The 19,932-nt window shown below is 38.9% G+C and carries 19 protein-coding genes; 14 read left to right on the top strand and 5 right to left on the bottom strand.

Going from position 1 to position 19,932, the window contains the following annotated elements:
- Positions 1-213 precede the first annotated feature (213 nt).
- Both P2E05_RS05310 and P2E05_RS05305 read left to right on the top strand, forming a co-directional pair.
- Entirely contained in the window at positions 214-1,437 is a 1,224-nt protein-coding gene (locus P2E05_RS05310) for a Tm-1-like ATP-binding domain-containing protein (protein ID WP_154623570.1), read from the top strand.
- Between the two features lie 10 nt (positions 1,438-1,447).
- Positions 1,448-2,275 carry a phosphoenolpyruvate hydrolase family protein gene (locus P2E05_RS05305; RefSeq protein WP_272657921.1) on the top strand — a complete coding sequence of 276 codons (828 nt, stop codon included), beginning with the start codon at positions 1,448-1,450 and terminating at the stop codon, positions 2,273-2,275.
- A gap of 184 nt (positions 2,276-2,459) precedes the next feature.
- On the opposite strand, the gene P2E05_RS05300 is transcribed toward P2E05_RS05305, so the two are convergent.
- Both P2E05_RS05300 and P2E05_RS05295 read right to left on the bottom strand, forming a co-directional pair.
- Positions 2,460-3,164, bottom strand: coding sequence for a hypothetical protein (locus P2E05_RS05300; RefSeq protein WP_195848170.1), 705 nt, complete (start codon positions 3,162-3,164; stop codon positions 2,460-2,462).
- A gap of 213 nt (positions 3,165-3,377) precedes the next feature.
- On the bottom strand, positions 3,378-4,274 hold the full coding sequence (locus P2E05_RS05295; RefSeq protein WP_163860824.1) for a diaminopimelate dehydrogenase: 897 nt from the start codon (positions 4,272-4,274) through the stop codon (positions 3,378-3,380).
- Between the two features lie 208 nt (positions 4,275-4,482).
- Between P2E05_RS05295 and P2E05_RS05290 the strand changes: the two genes are divergently transcribed.
- From P2E05_RS05290 to P2E05_RS21635, 12 genes are all read left to right on the top strand, one after another.
- Positions 4,483-5,829, top strand: coding sequence for an MATE family efflux transporter (locus P2E05_RS05290; RefSeq protein ID WP_154623573.1), 1,347 nt, complete (start codon positions 4,483-4,485; stop codon positions 5,827-5,829).
- A 207-nt stretch (positions 5,830-6,036) separates the two neighbouring features.
- A complete protein-coding gene (locus P2E05_RS05285) occupies positions 6,037-7,356 on the top strand; it encodes a serine dehydratase subunit alpha family protein (protein WP_163860823.1) in 1,320 nt (439 codons plus the stop codon).
- Between the two features lie 760 nt (positions 7,357-8,116).
- Entirely contained in the window at positions 8,117-8,491 is a 375-nt protein-coding gene (locus P2E05_RS05280; RefSeq protein WP_163860822.1) for a helix-turn-helix domain-containing protein, read from the top strand.
- A gap of 121 nt (positions 8,492-8,612) precedes the next feature.
- Positions 8,613-9,149: a fimbrial protein gene (locus P2E05_RS05275; protein ID WP_154622804.1), complete on the top strand. Its 537-nt coding sequence runs from the start codon at positions 8,613-8,615 to the stop codon at positions 9,147-9,149.
- 67 nt (positions 9,150-9,216) lie between these two features.
- Positions 9,217-9,747: a fimbrial protein gene (locus P2E05_RS05270; protein WP_154622803.1), complete on the top strand. Its 531-nt coding sequence runs from the start codon at positions 9,217-9,219 to the stop codon at positions 9,745-9,747.
- A 163-nt stretch (positions 9,748-9,910) separates the two neighbouring features.
- Positions 9,911-12,445, top strand: a complete 2,535-nt coding sequence (locus P2E05_RS05265) for an outer membrane usher protein (protein WP_276123038.1) — start codon at positions 9,911-9,913, stop codon at positions 12,443-12,445.
- A gap of 69 nt (positions 12,446-12,514) precedes the next feature.
- The gene (locus P2E05_RS05260) at positions 12,515-13,315 is read left to right on the top strand and encodes a fimbria/pilus periplasmic chaperone (protein ID WP_154623898.1); all 801 of its coding nucleotides are present in this window, start codon (positions 12,515-12,517) and stop codon (positions 13,313-13,315) included.
- 134 nt (positions 13,316-13,449) lie between these two features.
- On the top strand, positions 13,450-13,956 hold the full coding sequence (locus P2E05_RS05255) for a fimbrial protein (protein WP_272658033.1): 507 nt from the start codon (positions 13,450-13,452) through the stop codon (positions 13,954-13,956).
- The gene (locus P2E05_RS05250; protein ID WP_231131787.1) at positions 13,922-14,467 is read left to right on the top strand and encodes a fimbrial protein; all 546 of its coding nucleotides are present in this window, start codon (positions 13,922-13,924) and stop codon (positions 14,465-14,467) included. Before P2E05_RS05255 ends, P2E05_RS05250 begins: the two co-directional genes overlap by 35 nt.
- 7 nt (positions 14,468-14,474) lie before the next feature.
- Positions 14,475-14,972 carry a fimbrial protein gene (locus tag P2E05_RS05245; protein ID WP_163860818.1) on the top strand — a complete coding sequence of 166 codons (498 nt, stop codon included), beginning with the start codon at positions 14,475-14,477 and terminating at the stop codon, positions 14,970-14,972.
- 8 nt (positions 14,973-14,980) lie between these two features.
- The gene (locus tag P2E05_RS05240; RefSeq protein ID WP_154623901.1) at positions 14,981-15,502 is read left to right on the top strand and encodes a fimbrial protein; all 522 of its coding nucleotides are present in this window, start codon (positions 14,981-14,983) and stop codon (positions 15,500-15,502) included.
- Between the two features lie 63 nt (positions 15,503-15,565).
- Positions 15,566-16,447 carry a hypothetical protein gene (locus P2E05_RS21635; RefSeq protein ID WP_272658032.1) on the top strand — a complete coding sequence of 294 codons (882 nt, stop codon included), beginning with the start codon at positions 15,566-15,568 and terminating at the stop codon, positions 16,445-16,447.
- 45 nt (positions 16,448-16,492) lie between these two features.
- On the opposite strand, the gene yjiA is transcribed toward P2E05_RS21635, so the two are convergent.
- From yjiA to P2E05_RS05220, 3 genes are all read right to left on the bottom strand, one after another.
- The gene (yjiA, locus tag P2E05_RS05230; protein WP_154622263.1) at positions 16,493-17,464 is read right to left on the bottom strand and encodes a GTPase; all 972 of its coding nucleotides are present in this window, start codon (positions 17,462-17,464) and stop codon (positions 16,493-16,495) included.
- 23 nt (positions 17,465-17,487) lie between these two features.
- Positions 17,488-17,691 carry a YbdD/YjiX family protein gene (locus P2E05_RS05225; RefSeq protein WP_154622262.1) on the bottom strand — a complete coding sequence of 68 codons (204 nt, stop codon included), beginning with the start codon at positions 17,689-17,691 and terminating at the stop codon, positions 17,488-17,490.
- Between the two features lie 70 nt (positions 17,692-17,761).
- Positions 17,762-19,912: a carbon starvation CstA family protein gene (locus tag P2E05_RS05220; protein WP_154622261.1), complete on the bottom strand. Its 2,151-nt coding sequence runs from the start codon at positions 19,910-19,912 to the stop codon at positions 17,762-17,764.
- Positions 19,913-19,932 lie beyond the last annotated feature (20 nt).

Raw genomic sequence — 19,932 nt, 5'->3', positions numbered from 1 at the left:
GTTATCGTTCGTCTGTTATAAAAAATGCGGTTTTTAATATGCCATTAAAATTTTAAAATGCTTATTTATCATTGAGATAAAAATATAACATCATGATATTTAAATAAACCCCAAAAATGAGACTACAATCTCATTTTACTTTTATCCAAAATGATACTATAGTCTCATTCAGATGAGAAATTAAACATCTTCCTAACCTGTAAGGATTTTCCGATGAAACAGCATCAGGGATACATCTATATAGCAACCACGCTAGATACTAAAAGCGATGAATTGTTCTATGTCTGCGATTTGATCAAAGAAGCAGGTTTATCTGTACGTTCAGTAGATTTGACGACGCAACCAACTCAACTAAACAGAAATGCAGATATTAAGGCTCTCACTGTTGCGGCTTACCATCCTTCCGGAGCTGAAGCCGTTTTTTGTGGTGATAGAGGAAAAGCCATTGAAGCTATGTCACTGGCTTTTAGTCTGTACCTCAGTGCCCAAGATGATGTTGCCGCTATTTTAGGTTTAGGAGGTTCCGGTGGTACAGCGCTAATTACTCCAGCAATGCAAGCGCTCCCTGTTGGCATACCTAAACTGATGGTTTCAACGATGGCGTCAGGGGATATATCCGGTTATATCGGTGCAAGTGATATTTCAATGATGTATTCGGTCACCGATGTCTCAGGTTTAAATGTTATTTCTCGTAAGGTATTAAAAAACGCTGCAAATCAAATTGCAGGTGCCGTTTATTTTAATCGTGAAGATAAATATGAAGAGGCATCAAAACCTGCTATTGCACTAACTATGTTTGGCGTCACTACCCCGTGTGTTCAACAGCTAACCGAGCAACTTGAATCACAATATGACTGCTTAGTTTTCCATGCGACGGGAAGTGGCGGTAAAGCCATGGAAAAATTAATTGATAGCCACTTATTAGATTCCGTATTGGACATCACGACAACGGAAGTGTGTGACTATCTGTTTGGTGGCGTTTTAGCATGCGATGAAGATCGTTTTGGCGCAATCGCAAGAACACAAACACCTTGTGTACTGTCATGCGGGGCGCTAGATATGGTCAATTTTGGTCGCCCATCGACAGTACCAGAGCATTATCGTGACCGGTTATTCTATAACCATAATTCACAAGTTACGTTAATGCGTACAACAAAAGAAGAAAATCAACAAATGGGTCGTTGGATTGCCGATAAGCTTAACCGCTGTGAAGGGGAAATTCGCTTTATTATTCCAACAGCCGGCTTCTCTGCACTGGATATTGAAGGTGCCCCATTCTGGGATCCAGAAGCAGACCAAGCCTTTATCAATGCATTAACCGAAAATCTTATAACAACAGAAAAACGCAAACTTATTTTGAGTCCGTACCATATCAACTCAATTGAGTTTTGCGAACAAGTTATTCAATTACACCAGGAAATTTTGAACAACAAGTAGAGGTTCATCAATGAAACATAATCGCGAAAGCTTACTGAAAAAATTCAGAGAGATGATCGCTCGAGGCGAACCAATTATTGGTGGTGGTGCCGGTACCGGCCTATCCGCAAAATGTGAAGAGGCTGGCGGTATAGACTTAATCGTTATTTATAACTCAGGTCGCTACCGTATGGCTGGACGCGGTTCACTCGCGGGCTTACTGGCTTATGGTAATGCTAACGAAATCGTGATGGACATGGCAAAAGAAGTCTTGCCTGTTGTAAAACACACACCTGTACTTGCTGGAGTTAACGGTACGGATCCTTTTTGCCAGTTTGACCACTTTCTTGACGAGATCAAAGCAAAAGGGTTTACTGGGGTACAAAATTTCCCAACCGTTGGCCTAATAGATGGTAACTTTAGGGCTAACCTAGAAGAAACCGGCATGGGATATGGCTTAGAAGTCGATATGATCCGTTTAGCCCATGAAAAAGGGTTATTAACCACCCCTTATGTTTTCAGCCGTGAAGATGCGATAGCAATGACCGAAGCCGGTGCTGATATTATTGTTCCTCATATGGGCTTAACCACTGGGGGGAATATTGGCGCAGAAACGGCACTAACACTTAAAGATTGCGTACCTTTAATCAATGACTGGGCCAAAGCGGCAAAAGCAGTACGCGATGATGTCATTGTTCTGTGCCATGGTGGTCCAATTGCAACACCTGAAGATGCGGAATATATATTAGCAAACTGCCCTGAATGCCATGGTTTTTATGGCGCTAGCTCGATGGAACGTTTGCCAACTGAAGTCGCACTCACTGCAACAACCCAAAAATTCAAAACCATTAAGCGTTAATACGCAAAACAATATAAGCATAGGCTGCAAGCAAATAACGTTCATCAATCATAATTATTAAGCCGCTTTAATCACAATTAGACTTTGTCAACACCAGGGCACCTACTTCGGTAGGTGCTTTTTTATTTATTTTACCTTGTTGGCCTTGTGGCATATGAAGATTGTTACCTAATTAGACATTAGCCTATTTTTTACTTAATAGTTTAAAAAATAGTGGTAACACGACAGGTAAACCAAAATATAAAACACCAAAAGCAAAGGCAACGTGTGGTTTTTCAGGAAATTCTCCACCGTGTGGGATTGTATTATAGTAGTCGATTGACGATAAATAATTGGGCGTCAGTCCACCATAAGGGACTAGCGAAGACACGATGACTACCAGAACGATGCAAAACATAAAATTTACCGCCATCATAGCGGAATTCCCCAAATTCTCTTTACGCTCTTCATCAGTTCGGCTACTAAAACCGTATAATATGCGATTTAATATGGTGAAACTATATAAATAAAGGATCAGCGGCGAATCACCAAGCACGGAGTAATTAAACGCAAAAGCAAACAGTCCGTATAATAATGCAAACCCTATCAACACCTTGATATTATTGGTTATTGACATAAAAACACCCGAGTGTACTAAAATAAACTCGAAGATAAGGATCAGCGTTAAGTTATAAATTAAAGCAACATCATAATATTCAGGAAAAAACCAAACAGAAAAAATAAAACCAACATAAAAAAGAGAAAAACACACACTTATTATTTTTGACAAAAAACGCAATACACTAAATGCATGTTTATTTTCTACAACTGTTTGTGGGGTGCTTTTTGCTGAAAAGAATGTTTTTGTCTCTGTGGTGATATTATTTTTTCTTTTTGAATTTTTAGCCATGATAAAGTCCTTTTTTATCTCAAACTATCTAGCTGACCTCATTGAGACAACGTCAATCATCCCATAAACTATCCACTAATAAGGTAAATGACAACATCGTTGCGGATAAAGAAGAATATAACGAGCTTTCTTAATACGATGCGACATTTGAAGTATAACGCGTATCAACGGAACTGGCATGAGTGCATTCATTACAATCATGCCATCCAGTGATTACACTAACTTAGCAATCAAATTATCAAGATCACCTTGTAAGAAATTCACTGGTGGAATTTCAATCACAGTATATGCCCCTGGTGATTGCTTCATCGTTGCTCGTGCTGCGGAAACCATAAACTGAGAAGTTAATGCTGGATTATTAATACGCATTGAGTATTCAAATAGTTGATTGTGTGTCGCGCCAGAAACACCTTTATGCGTCATATGTACACCATGACCAACGTCTTTTAGTGCATCCACACTATCCACTTGGCGAATATGTGTTTCATCGGAAGCAAAATAGCTATCCGCTTTAATGGCTTTAGCCACTTCATCAAAATTTGCATTTGCAGCGAGTTCCACATAAACCATGCGGCGATGCACTCCGGTACCCAGTGGAATGGTGACCGATAAGGCATCCTTCACCCCATCAATCGCTTTTGCTGCAACACTGTGCCCCATGCTCATTCCTGGGCCAAAGTTAGTATAAGTAACGCCTTTTGGTGCCATCGCTAACATTAAGGCACGCATAATGGAGTCAGAACCAGGATCCCAACCAGCAGAAACAATGGCAACGCTATCGCGTTGTTTAGCAGCCTTATCTAAACGTTTTTTTAATGCCACGATCTCTGAATGGACATCAAAGCTATCAACCGTATTAATCCCCAGATTTAAGATTTTCTCCGCTAAATCACCAATTACACGAGTCGGAGAGCACAGCAGCGCAACATCTACTTTGCCTAATTTTTCAATATCATCGACAACAGTATGCCCTACTAACTCTGCTGGGATATCTTGTCCATTTCGACGAACTACGCCAACAAGTTCAAAATCTTCAGCTGCCAATACCGCTTCGAGTGCATAGCGGCCAATATTGCCGTATCCCACTATTGCGGCTTTAATTTTTGTCATTGTGACTCCTTTACTATGCTGATGTTGTTTTTTGCATTGATAAAATGAATATCAATCTAGAATAAATTAGCAGAATCATCATTATTAAACAAAAGATTAACTTCCTTTTAAATAAGCGTATTTAAACTCTATTAACTCAACATAAATGCGGGTAGAATCAGCCTACTTTTCTGGTATATCACTTTTTAAATTATTTTGAAGGTTCTTAATGCATCAATCTGATGTCACTGAGAGATCACTCTTTTCTCTCAGTTGGCCAATATTTATTGATATTTTTCTTCATTTGGCCACATTACTCATCAACACCTATATGGTGAGCCATGTTTCAACAGCCTACCTAGCGGCAATGGGGGTGGGAAATCAGGTATTTGATCTGTTTATCACCATTTTTAACTTTATCAGTGTGGGGTGCAGTGTTGTTATCGCGCAATATTTAGGGGCTGGGCGACGTGAAAAAGCCAGCCAAGCTATCCACATCTCTATCGCTTTCAACTTTTTATTAGGTTTTTCCAGTGCCCTGATTGCACTTTTTTTTGGTTATAAAATTCTTAGCATCATGAATACACCATCTCATCTTATGCAAGATGGTTATGCATACTTACATATTCTAGGAATCTGTTTAATCCCTGAAGCGATATCCATTATTCTTGCGGCTTGTTTGCGCGTCTATGGCAAAGCTCAACCTGCAATGTGGGTAACACTGATAGCTAACGTCATCACTGTATTTGGTAACATGATTGTTCTTTATGGCTTTTTTGGCCTACCTCAATATGGCCTTGAAGGCGTCGCATGGTCAACCGTCGTAGGGCGGGTTGTGGCTGTTATACTGCTATTTTGCTTATTATTTTATGGGCTAAGAATTAAGTTCTCCCCACAATTACTGATACGCTGGTCACGTAATATGTTAGGAAAAATCCTGCATATTGGCTTGCCATCTGCCGGCGAAAACTTAGTGTGGATCCTACATTTTATGACCGCATCTGCGTTTATCGGTTTAATGGGCGAAACATCGTTAGCGGCACAAACACTTTATTTCCAACTCTCACTTTTTATTATGCTATTTGGTATTTCAATCAGTATAGGTAATGAAATTATGGTGGGGCACCTTGTTGGTGCTAAACGTTTCGATGATGCTTACAAACGCGGGCTGAAAAGCCTCAAAATGGGCTTTTATGTCACGATTGGCGTAGTCTTTTTCTTCTGGTTATTCCGAGACCCTATTCTTGATAATTTAACTGAAGATCAAAGTATTATCCATGTGTTACTGCCTCTGTTCTTACTCTCAGTCTTTTTAGAACCGGGTCGTACCATCAATATTGTTATGGTTAACGCATTAAGAGCGTCAGGTGATGCGCGTTTCCCACTGTGTACCGCCATTATTTTTATGTGGGGAGTTGCGATTCCACTAGGCTATTTTCTTGGTATTAAAATGGAAATGGGCTTACTGGGTATCTGGATCGGCTTCTTTGCTGATGAGTGGTTACGTGGTTTAACCAATGCATGGCGTTGGCGTTCTCGGCGATGGCAAAATAAACGACTCGACCTCGAAAGTTGAGATTAACGTCACCTTACTCCTGCCTAAATATTTAGGCAGGAGACTTTGTGATAAAGGTCAAACTTAAAAATACTTTCTATTTTTAACTGAATTCACAGAAAATATTTCTATAAAATTTAAACTTCCCCCCTAACATAATGAAAATTTTCTCCTCATAATTATTTAAAATACCCTTATTAATACGATGTTCTTGAAGGGGAATTTACGATGCAAACTCAAGCCCAGCCACTTCTTTGGCAGTACTTTATCAATGCAGTCAAACAAGAAGTTAAACCTGCTTTAGGTTGCACCGAACCCATTTCATTAGCACTCGCGGCAGCAAAAGCAGCCTCTTGTATTGAAGGTGATATTCTTCGAGTCACCGCATTAGTCTCACCGAACCTAATGAAAAATGGGATGGGTGTAACTGTGCCAGGAACAGGTATGGTGGGTCTGCCTATTGCTGCGGCATTAGGCGCTCTTGGTGGCGATGCGGATGCCGGACTTGAGGTATTAAAGTCAGCGTCAACTTCGGCTATTGAGTCGAGTAAAAACATGCTCGAACAAGGCTTAGTGACTGTGGATATTAAACAACCTTGTGATGATGTCATCTATTCAGAAGCGACAGTGTTTACTGACAAAGGTTCTGCAACAGCGATTATTGCAGGGTCACACACCAACCTCGTAAAGATGATGGTTAATAATGATGTCATTTTTGATATCAACCAAAAAGCACCATTAAACACTTCCCCTGTTGATTGTGCTGCCGATGTCGCACTCCCTGAGGTGACCGCAAAAGCCGTTTATCAATTCGCAACCCAAGCCCCATTTGAAGATATTCGCTTTATTTTAGAAGCTGCACAGTTAAATGATGCACTCTCGCAAGAAGGGTTACGTCATGTCTATGGCTTGCACATAGGAAAAACACTCCAAGCTCAACGTGATCGTGGATTACTATCAAAAGATCTTTTATCTGAAATTATGATACGGACATCCGCAGCATCTGATGCTCGCATGGGAGGGGCGATATTGCCCGCGATGAGTAACTCAGGCTCAGGCAACCAAGGGATTGCTGCCACCATGCCCGTTGTTGTCACGGCAGATTATTTGCATTCAACAGAAGAACAATTAGCTAGAGCATTAATGCTATCCCATTTAATGGCTATCTATATTCATAATCAATTACCTGCCCTTTCCGCATTATGTGCTGCGACAACTGCCGCGATGGGTGCCGCCGCAGGTATCGCATGGTTGCTAGAATCACGCTATGAAGTCGTCGCAATGGCAATATGCAGCATGATCGGTGATGTCAGCGGTATGATTTGTGATGGTGCATCGAATAGTTGTGCCATGAAAGTTTCAACAAGTGCAAGTGCGGCCTACAAAGCCGTTTTAATGGCGCTCGACAACAGCTGTGTAAGAGGCTCTGATGGCATTGTTTCCGATGATGTCGATCAATCGATAGCAAATTTATGTTCGCTAGCGACAGGCTCAATGCGCCATACCGATGTGCAAATTATTGAAATCATGGCAGCCAAAGCCCGTTAATCCTAAGTAAGTCAAAAAAACAGACAACTGTAGATGTTGTCTGTTTTTTTATGTCACCTGAAAAAAAATAGCAAAAAAATAAACAATGCAGGTTATAAAAAATAATTGTTTTTTAATTTGCTTTGCTGCTAACCCACAATGATTAATGATAATGCCATTCCTTTTTAAATATCTATTCACCTATAAAAAGTAGGTAATTAAAACAGATTCAACTTATAATCAAATGGTTGATTTCTAATATTTATTACATTTTTTAAGCCATATAAATTGTATGGTTAATAGACTGATTTTTTTATCTCGCTGATAAACAATCTATTTTATTGTGAGTAATTAATAATTCATTACAAACAGACAATAATAGATACAAATTAACATGAGAGTGTTGCGAATGGTAACGGAAAAAATAGAAAGTATGAGTTTTTAATTATTTTGATATTTTATCTTTAATTGCTTCATTGAGTCTGTATTTTTAGCATTTTATGCTAGATATTTACCAACAAAAGTATGCCACAAAGGATGAATACATTGATTTTATTATCCTTTAATAAATTCCTTAGTTACTCCAGTTGAGAGTTTTTTATAAAAATAAAATAATTGCTATTTATAGAAGGTTTGATCTTAAAAAAAATACGTTTTATATTTGCTTAAAATCAGCACATTTAAATAAAACTTACAAAGAATAAATCGTATAGAAATAAACTCTTAAATAAATATTCATTATGTTGAATATTTTTACTTTATCCAACAAGGGGAAGAATCAATGAAAAAGAGTGAAGATATTAATATAAATGATTTTTTTTCATTTATCTCATTAGCTATTGGAAGAACATTAAAAAGGATAAGAAAAAGCCAAGGACTCACGGCGGGACAATTTGGAAAATTAGTTAATTTAAGCCAACAACAAATGTCGCGTTATGAATGTGGAAGTAACCGCATAAATGTATGCTTACTACTGCTATTATTAGATAAAATCGATATTACTATCGATGAGTTTAACTTATTACTTATTGAAGAAATAAATATAGCATCTATTGAAAAATACATTGATTTAAATAAGGTGCTAAGTACATCCGTTTTCAATAAGGTCAATAATGATAGCAGTCCAACCTCCAGTTCACCGGTTTTATTCGGATAGAACTTTATTCAAACAAAAATAACAATCAGTCTCATGACGCTTCCTTTACAGTAATATCAATACTGTGGGGTTAAATTCTGCGACTTTCTAATAATAACCTACTTTTTTAAAGGAGATTCTTATGAAATTAAAATTTATTTTACCGATTTTATTATTGTCTGTCTCTGCGGTTGGAAATGTTTATGCGCTACGCGATCAGGGGCATGGCCAAATTAAATTTAAAGGCTCCATTATTGATGCACCTTGCTCTATTTCTCCAGAGACTAAAGAGATTATCGAACTGGGTCAAATTTCAAATATGGCATTAGTCATTGGCGGTAAATCAACTCCGCGACCGTTTGAAATATTATTAGAAAATTGTGATGTATCAAAATTAACTAAAGGTGTGCAATTAACCTTTAGTGGGGCAGCAGCCAGTTTTGATACAACCAATAAAACATTAGGAATTGTTGGTACAGGGTCAGGGGCTGGTATTCAAATTGCTAATGGCAGTGCTGGCGTGATCACGTTAGGGCAACCCACTCCATTCCAAAAGATCCAAAATAGTAATAATACCCTACAATTTTCGGCCTATCTGGTGGGGAATGGCGGTGATATCGACACGATAACTGTAGGTGAATTCTCATCGGTTGCAGATTTCACACTCAACTACGAATAACACACTCTTTCCACTGACAGTGAATAATTAAGAAAAATAAGTGGGAATTAATTTAGACAGAGGGCGAATGTTGAAATCAATGAATGTTTTTTTCGGTAGCTTTCTGCTCATAGGTACTGCAAATATGAGTACAGCCGTTACTCCCATTAAAATTGGTGGAAGTATTGTAGAAACAGCATGTTCAATTGATATGAGCAGCCGAGATCAAACTATTGATATAGGAACTCTTCCATTGACTCAAATTAGACGTAATGGAGAGAGTTCCCCTCATAAATTTACCATTCGTCTAATCAATTGTTCAATTGAGCGCACTACCTCGAATGATATTAATAAGCTAGGTTGGAAATATTTTCACATTACGTTTGAGAGCACCCAAGATAAAACATTGGTTAAAGATTATGGCGGTTCAGGCGGAATTGCACTAAGACTTAATGACCAATTTAACCGTATTATTATTCCTGATGTTCCTATACCAACACAAGATATCACTCAAGGCATTATAAACTTAAACTACCAATTAACATTGATTAATCGTGAAGAGAATTTACCGTCAGAGCTATATTACACTCAAATTCGATTTAAAGTCGACTATGACTAAAATATAAATAAAAAAGAAAAATAACAGTATCTTTAATTTTAATTTATTAGCAACACATTGACATTAGGGGAAACATATTATGGTCGCTATTCAACCGTACATTACGACCTGGCTTAACATAAAGACAATAATTATACCCTTACTGTTATTATCTTCATTCTCAATGAGCACGCAGTTAAATGAAATTGAATTCAACAGTAATATGCTTGATATTAATGATCGAGCTAACATTAACTTAGCACAGTTTTCAAAACCTGGTTATTTAATGCCAGGAGAATACAGCTTCACTATTTATATCAATAATAGCTCCTTTAATGATGAGACAGTCTTTTTTTATCTTGATCCGAACAATAATGATGAGTCTACCGCTTGCGTATCGCCGGAAATCGTTAAGCAACTGGGTTTAAAGGCTGAATATAATGATGCATTAACATGGTGGCACGATAATCAGTGTTTAAATTTAAAGAGCCTGCCGGGTATGGAAGCCCGAGCCGATCTGCCTAAATCCGCCTTTTATATCAGTGTACCACAGGCCTATCTTGAATATACGGCAGATAATTGGGATCCACCTTCACGCTGGGAAGAGGGAATTTCAGGTTACTTATTTGATTACAATCTAACTTCCCAAATTAATCAACAAACACATAAAACCAATAATACGACCTACAGTATTAATACTACCGGCATCACGGGATTTAATACTGGCGCTTGGCGTTTTCGTGTTGATTGGCAAAGCCGTATTAATAAAACGCAAGGACAACAGCAGCAAAATGATTTTGATTTGAGCCGTTATTACAGTTACCGAGCAATTAAATCACTTGGCGCAAAGTTAACACTAGGTGAAAACTACTTTACTTCTGACATTTTTGATAGTTTCCGCTTTAGCGGATTTAGCCTTATTACCGACGATAATATGTTACCGCCAAATCTTCGAGGTTATGCGCCCGAAATCACTGGTGTCGCGAAAACCAATGCAACTGTCATTGTTAGCCAACAAGGTCATATTATTTATCAAACCCAAGTTCCCGCAGGGCCTTTTCGAATTCAAGATTTAAATGATGCGCTCTCAGGAGAGATACGAGTAACGGTTCAAGAACAGGATGGCAGTACGCAAACTTTTACCCTTTCAACTGCTACTGTGCCTTATTTAACTCGTCCGGGGCAAATTCGTTATAAACTTGCTGCGGGCAAAACCTCTGATTATCAGCATCGGATCAATAGCGATATCTTTGCGAGTGGTGAATTTTCGTGGGGAATAAACAATAACTGGTCATTGTACGGCGGCAGTGTCACCGCTAATAACTACCTCTCAGCCGCCTTAGGCGTTGGCCGTGACCTAACGATATTTGGCGCCCTCTCCTTTGATGCCACTCATTCTAGAGCCAGTCTAACCAATATGTATGATATTGGAGACAAAATATATCAAGGTAGTTCTTATCGATTAAGTTATTCAAAGCGCTTTGATGAGGCAAATAGCCAAGTGACGTTTGCTGGTTATCGATTTTCGGAAGAAGGTTTTATGAGCATGTCGGAATACCTTGATGCTCAAACCAGTGGTATTCGTCAATTTAATAGTAAAGAGATGTACACCATTTCGTATAACCAACAGCTAACCACGCTGGGTTTAAGCGCTTATTTAAATTTCTATCACCAATCCTATTGGAATAAGCCAAACAGTGATCGCTATAGTTTATCATTGGCAAAATATTTTGATTTAGGGTCTTTTAAAAACTTAAGTTTAAATATGACTGAATTTTATAATCGCGCTGATCAGCAAAATGATTATGGCACGTACTTTTCTTTATCAATTCCTTGGGGTGAATCAAAAACCATTTCATTAAGTAGCAATTGGAATAAAAATGATACTTCGAATCAAGCCAATTATTACAGCCGATTAGATCAAAGCAGTCATTACAGCCTTAATTCAGGCATAAACCGCGATGGCACATCGATTGGCGGTTCATATAATTATGATGGCAGCTATGCAGCAATCAGCACCAATACTAGCTATCAATATAACCGCTATCGTTCCGCTGCACTGAGTATTAATGGTGGTCTCACTGCCACTAAAGAAGGTGTTGCATTACATCGTATTAATCAAATGGGTGGTGCTCGCATCCTAGTTTCAACCGATGGTGTAGAAAATATACCGATACAAGGATTTGGTGCAGTCGTTAACACCAATTCCTTTGGTTATGCAGTTATTAATGACATCAATAGCTACTACCGCAATCAAGTACGTATTGATGTCAATAAATTGCCGGATACCGCGGCGATTAGCCAATCCATCAAACAAGCGACACTGACGGAAGGAGCGATTGGATATCGCCAATTTGAAGTGGTCTCTGGCACGAATGCAATGGCAATAATTCGCTTAGCAGATAATAGCTTTCCTCCATTCGGTTCCACCGTAACTAATACGCGAAAAAAACAAGTTGGGATCATTTCCGATGACGGGAGCATCTACTTAACTGGCTTAAAAGCTAGTGACACATTAGATGTCACATGGAATGGCAGCGTTCAATGCCAAATACACTTACCAGAAACCTTTCCCGATGAAAGCGTTTTGATGACCAACTGGTTATTACCTTGTGTGAGCGAAAATCAGCCACCACCACCATTAGAAAAGTATTTGGAAGTCTCGCCAATGCCAATTAGCCCCAAATCAATTAAACCAACACGCTGGCTAACAAAGTAGCGCGTTAAAAAGAATACCTATTTTAAGCAAATAACAATGATTAGAAATTTATTAATAAAGAGATTTGATATGAAAAAGTTACTTATTAAAACAGTAAAAAATCAATATTTACATCGACACCACTTAATTAGCACGCTTTTAACGACGATAATATCCGTCAATTTTTCAACTGCACAAGCTGCCATTGCACTGGATCGTACTCGTGCTATTATCACGAGTGACGACAAGTCTATTTCATTAAATATTAGCAATGAAAATAAACAATTACCTTATTTAGCTCAAGCTTGGCTAGAAGATGGCAGTGGAAATAAAACCAACCTTCCCTTTACAGTGATTCCCCCAGTGCAACGGCTAGAAGCAGGCACAATAAGTCAGATAAAAATACTTGCGCTTCCACCTAGTATCAAAAATTTACCCTTAGACCGTGAGTCTGTATTTTATTTTAATTTGCGTGAGATCCCACCAAAAAGTGATAAACCAAACACGCTTCAACTTGCATTACAAACGCGTATAAAACTGTTTTATCGCCCAACAAGTATTATCCCAACAAATGGAGCAATGAGCGAACCATGGCAAGAAAAACTAACCTTAACACGTCAAGATGGCCAATATATTGTCAATAATCCGACGTCTTTTTTTATTACCATTGTCGATGCGAGCTCCCGTAAAAAGGGTCAATCAATAGCAAATTTTGAACCCATTATGATTGAGCCTAAAAGTTCGGCTCCTCTCAATTTAACAATTAAAGCATTAGGGGATACACCTGTTTTAACCTATATCAATGATTACGGTGGCCGCCCCACCTTGATATTTAATTGCCAAAACACGCAATGCAACGTTATTCCCGATAAGAATAGTGAAGGGAATTAATACCATACTCAGTTGCAAGGCGTTTTTTATGAACGCGGTAAGCCGTTCATATTTCCTGCACTGGCTATAGTTCTCACAATACTGAAGGTTTGTATTTTCGCTCAATGAGCGTTCGATAGTGATTAGGAGGAAACATGCGATATTTTCATCAAAGAATTATTATTGCATTAGTCACTTTTTTTTTATTATTCCCTGTATTTTCAGCGATAACGTCTGCTGAGCAACAAACGCTTCATTTTTCAATTGTCGTGAGTCAAGAGCCAGAATGCAGTGTCATTAATAGCATCACAGATATCGGTGATATATATGAAACATTAATTGATGGTACTGATTATAAAAAAACGCGAATTAATTTTGATTTAACCTGTAAACAGGCTCTCATTAACTCATTTAAAATGACATTATTTTGGCCATCAAGTGCAATCATGGATGGAAAATCAGTCGTCTTAACGAGTATCCCCAATTTGGGTTTAGCTATTTATAACGAAAATAAACCGCTAAACAATAACGCTACTATTAATTTCACCTATGGAAATCAACCCCCTGTGTTATTCGCTGTTCCAATCAAACCTAGTGGAGTCTCACTACAGCGTAATGGAACTTTCAATGGAACAGTTGTTATGTCCATCGATTATCAATAAGGAAAACACAATGATACTTTACCCAAAACGCATTATTTACCTTTTATTTTTGGGGTTATTAATTTCGAATAGTTATGCGGCATCTTACAACCTTACTATTAAAGGAAATTTAAAAATAGAATCCCCCGAGTGTTTATTAAATACTAATTCCCAAAAATCCGTTAGCTTCGGTGATGTTTTATTAACAAGGTTAAATGGTGCCAATTATAAACAAACGATTCCTTTTGAATTAACATGCCATAACATATTAAAAAACAATTTAAAATTAAAAGTGATTGGTAATCCAACCCGCTTCAATAGTTATGGTGGGTTGAGCACCTCTAATAGTAAGATTGGGATTGTATTTTATATTGATAGCATTCAGCAGCCAATCAATACATTACTCGATTTTAACTATAATCACCTTCCTAACATTGAAGTTGCTCCAATAAAGGATATGAGTGCGAACTTTAGTGATACCGATGGTGGCCAATTTTCGGCTACAGCTATGCTTCAAATTGAATATCAATGAGGTTATTATGAAAAAAACAACCTTATTAACCTTGATAATGATAACAGCATCATTCCCACTAATTGTACTCGCCAATTGGGAATTTACCGGTAATTTGATTATTCCGCCAATATGTCAACTTGCTGAAGAAAATCCATTGCAAGTGTCATTTGGTAAAATTGGGATCCAAAAAATTGATGGCGATGCTTTTCGTAGACAAATTCCATTTACACTTAATTGTAATAAAAATACGCATCCATTATGGGATGTTAAATTAACCTTCAGTGGTAATTTAGCTGGCCGGGGATTTGATGACTCAACACTTTATACTCAAACCCTTAAAAATAATGGAAAGATAGGGATCCAAATACAGGTTGATGGTGTACCACAACCTTTAAATAAGCCTTTCTCTATTAATATTAATGCACCACCTATTATTTCGGCTGTCCCTGTAAAGCTCGCTAATACCAATCTGATTGCTGATGAGTTTACGGCTTCGGGTTATTTAACTATCGATTTTCAATAGGAAAAATCATGATCCCGTTTAATACTATTTTAGGCCTCCTATTTTTCGCAATGGCAGCGCCCAGCTTTGCTACTAATATTAATTTTGATGGTCAGCTTATTGAAGATGCTTGCGATATTTTCCCTGGTGATGAAAATATTGAAATTGATTTTGGTACTGTCGTTAATCAATATCTGTACACATACACAAGAACAAAAGGCATCCCTTTTAAAATACGCTTAATTAATTGCGACTTAGAATTAAGTAAAAGCGTCACGATTAAATTCAGTGGTACAGAAAGTTCAATATCCCCGGGGCTAATTGCCCTTACACCATCAAGTTCGGCGAGAGGAATTGCACTTGGTATAGAATCACAAAGTGGTGATTTAATTCCTATAAACAAAGGAAGCCACACGAATAGGATATTAACTAAAAATAATTCATTAGCACTACAGGCTTTTATTCAAATAGACCCTGAAGCACTATCAAATAAATCACTGATATTAGGCGATTTTATTGCAACGGCAACTTTTGAACTTGATTACAATTAATTCAGTATAAGATGACATCTTCCTCATAGAGTCATTTCATTAAATATTAATGAGATATTAGTTATGACAAAGAGAAAACAATATTTAATATTTATACTATTTATCAGCCTATTATTTATAAATTTTTCGGCTATCGCCGCATCTTCATGGGCGAGCCCTTATCAAATCGTTAGGGTTGGCAATCAAGTTCAGCTTCGATTTGATTGGGGGATCGATTTATCTGGAGAGGCTAATGGCACAATTTCTTGCGGTAGTCTTCAATGTTTTTTTGGCCCAATCCCGAGAACTGGGTTAGGTCCCTCAAATATGGGTACCGACTGTGACCAAGGTGGATTCTGTAATGGTAGGGCAGCGTTGATAAACCAATCCATGATATTGGTTCCTAATAATATCACTTATCAAGAAGCCTATCAGCGTTATGTCAACGCTAAAGGAAGTCGTGGCACCTATCAAATTAGCGAAGGAAATCGATTCATCTGGTCTTCACCTGCGACAAAGTGGGGCTCACTTTGTATTGGATTTGCCTCAGTTCCGCAGAATAAAGTCTCTGTGTCAGTCCTTGCACAAAATGCAACTTGTGGCGTCGTTACCCCCGCCAATCTGTCATGTAGCGCGACCGTTCCTAATTCACTTGATTTTGGTATTGTAAAAGCAGGAGAGCCTATTTCAAGTACAGCGATTGGTACTGGCTCTGTAAGATGCGACACGACTGCCAATGTCCGTGTTTCCGTCCTCGGCAACATGCCAAAGCTCGATGGCAAAACAATTCAACTTTTTATCAACAACACCCCAATCATCAATCAAACCAACACTGGAGGTTCAACGGGAGCGATTGTTGGGCGAGGTCAAAATGTCACTCTTGATTTTCGAGCTAATATTGATGGCGTTTTCTATAATGCAGGTCACTTCACCTCATCAACGGCAATACTCTTTTCTTATGACTGATATTTTCCCTTCCCTAAATGGGAAGGGATGTTAAATACGGTTTCGTTATTGACTCTCAGCCTTGTTAAGTTGAGAAAACTTTTCGCGAATTTCCTTTTCTGGCAAATGGATACCAATAAAGACCAGTATGCTGTTGCGCGCTTCTCCGACTTCCCATTCTCTATCCCAATCTGCACTATAAAGGCGTTGTACCCCTTGGAATAGTAAACGTTTAGGTTCATCTTTAATCGATAAGATACCTTTATAACGCAACAAGTTATCAGCAAAACCGAGTAACAGTTCTTCCATGACCTGTGATACCGCCATTAACTCTACAGGATAATCAAATTCAACCACTATCGACTCAACTTCATTTTGCTGTTTTGGCGTAAATCGGAATGTTGGCTGATTGACTTGAAGTTGTGAGTCTAATAAAAAACCTTGAATATTAAATAATAAATCAAGGTCGATAGCACCATGGATCACTGGGTAAATTGGCGCACGAGCGTTAATACGCTGTAAGCGTTCAATGAGTGCTTCATGATGAGGTTGTATATCGGTTTTGGTGAGTAGAATTCTATCTGCATAGCCGATTTGCGCTTGTGCTATCGCAAAATCATTCAGTTGCTTGTCTGCATGAAGAGCATCGACCAGAGTAATAATACCATCTAACAGATAACGTTCGCATAAGGCTTCATGCGAAAAAAAAGTTTGCGTAATAGGACCAGGATCCGCCATTCCTGTGCATTCAATCACTAACCTATCAAAATCTAACTTGCCATTATCTAACGCATCTAACAAATCTAATAAGGCATTTTCTAATTCATTGGAACGGCTACAACAGATACAACCATTACTCAATGTGGTGATTTGTGTTGCGCGATCACCAATAATGGCATTATCAATCGGTACTTCACCAAACTCATTTTCAATGACCGCGATTTTATGGCCATGATCAGCTTGTAGAATATGACGTAATAAGGTGGTTTTTCCAGCGCCGAGAAAACCCGTTAAAATCGTTACAGAGATAGGTTTCATTGTTATCCTCATTATGTCATCAATTAACAGCAGCGAAATCCACCTTTACCGCTACCACCATAACGCGCATCTTGGCGTTCGCGAAAGAACTCTTTGTACGTCATGACAGGCTTATCAGGATGATTGTCTGCCATGTGCTGTACATAAGTATCATAATCAGGGATACCCACTAACATACGCGCGGCTTGCCCAAGGTATTTACCTGTTTTGCCTAAATTTCCAAACATAGTATCACTCCAATACAAATGCCCTACATCGTGTTTATCACCATGCAGGGCACCGTTTATCGACTAAAGATTAGTGTGATGATGTTTTCACACCTTCTTTAGGTACTGGCACATAAGGTGTTTCTGCATCGGTACGTTCTGGGTTTTTATATGCCTTCATTGCCGTTCTGATACCATAGAAAATAATACCGTAGACGACAACTAAGAACAGGATACTTAGACCCGCATTAGTATAGTTATTAATAATAATGTGATTCATGTCGGTGATTTGCTGTGCAGTTAAATCAGCACCACCCGCAGCAATTTTCTCTTTATACGATTTCGCAAGATAGAGGAAACCTTCAAGTTGAGGGTTGTCACTGAATAGTTTCAATCCTAATGCCCATGTAGTACAAATCAATAACCATACCGCCGGCAATACGGTGACATAGATATATTTACTCCGTTTCATCTTGATTAAAACGACAGTACTCAGGACTAAAGCAACCGCTGCCAACATTTGGTTCGAAATACCGAACAGTGGCCATAGGCTCTTAACGCCACCTAATGGATCGACAACACCTTGATATAATAGGTAGCCCCATAGGCCAACACATCCCGCCGTTCCAATAATACCTGCAATTAAGGAGTCGGTTTTTTTCAGGAATGGAACGAAGTTACCCAATAAATCTTGTAGCATAAAGCGGCCTGAACGTGTTCCCGCATCCAACGCTGTTAGGATAAATAAAGCTTCAAAGAGAATACCAAAGTGATACCAGAAGCCCATATTGGCAGCAGGCATAATTTCATGGAATACATAAGCGATACCAACCGCTAGTGTTGGTGCACCACCAGCACGGTTCAGGACAGAAGGCTCACCGATATCTTTCGCCGTTTGCATGATCTGCTCAGGTGAAATGACGAATCCCCATGAACTGACGGTTGCAGCTGCATGCACAGACACATCTTTCAGCTGTGCCATAATTGCAGCACCATCTGGACCACCAAGCTCATGTAAATTAGGCATTGTGATACCTAAAGCAGCTGGCGGTGTATTCATGGCGAAATAAAGGCCTGGTTCGATAATGGAAGCAGCAACCAATGCCATAATCGCAACAAATGATTCCATCAACATCGCACCATAACCGATGTAACGCGCATCTTTTTCGTTAGCCAGTAGTTTTGGTGTTGTACCAGATGCTATCAAAGCATGGAAGCCGGATACTGCGCCACATGCGATGGTGATAAACAGGAATGGGAACAGCGTACCCTTCCAAACAGGACCTGTACCATCGACGAATTGTGTCACTGCTGGCATTTTCAATTCAGGATTTAAAATCACGATCCCAATAGCCAAGCCAACAATAACCCCAATTTTCAGGAAAGTAGCCAGATAATCACGAGGAGCTAGGATCAACCAAACAGGTAATAAAGCCGAAATAAAAGCATAACCAACTAAAACATAAGTAATGGTCGTATCTTTAAAGGTGAGAGCAGGTCCCCAATATGGGTCATGCGCGATCACTCCACCAAACCAGATAGATAAGATCAGCAAAGCAATACCAATGACTGAGACTTCCCCGACACGTCCGGGGCGGATATAGCGCATGTATATCCCCATAAACAGTGCAATTGGAACCGTCGAACAGACAGTAAATACACCCCATGGACTTTCAGCCAATGCTTTAACCACAATCAGCGCTAATACTGCAAGAATAATAATCATGATCAAGAAACAGCCAAAAAGGGCAATCGTCCCTGGAATTGGGCCAAGCTCTTCTTTGACGATTTCCCCTAATGATGCACCATTACGGCGTGAAGAGATGAACAACACCATAAAATCTTGCACCGCTCCCGCCAGTACCACCCCAGCGAGTAACCACAATGTTCCGGGTAAATAACCGACTTGGGCTGCTAATACAGGTCCTACTAATGGCCCCGCCCCTGCAATAGCGGCAAAGTGGTGACCAAATAACACGTTTTTATTAGTCGGTACATAGTTCAAACCATCATTATTAATCACGGCGGGTGTCGCGCGCGTTTCATCCAGCTTCATCACTTTTTTGGCGATATATAAGCTGTAATAACGATAGGCTATAAGGTAAACAGCAACGGAAGCCACAACTATCCATAATGCGCTAATGTGCTCCCCACGTCTGAGTGCGACTACCCCTAAACAGATCGCACCAATTATCCCCAGTATCATCCAAGGAATGTGCTTTAAAATACCATTTTTGTTCATAGAACACCCTTCTAAGGTAA

This window comes from Providencia stuartii (genome assembly GCF_029277985.1).
In the GTDB taxonomy this organism is placed as follows: Bacteria; Pseudomonadota; Gammaproteobacteria; order Enterobacterales; family Enterobacteriaceae; genus Providencia; species Providencia zhejiangensis.
Note: the sequence above shows the minus strand (reverse complement) of the source record. Positions and strands in the feature narration are given on the sequence as shown.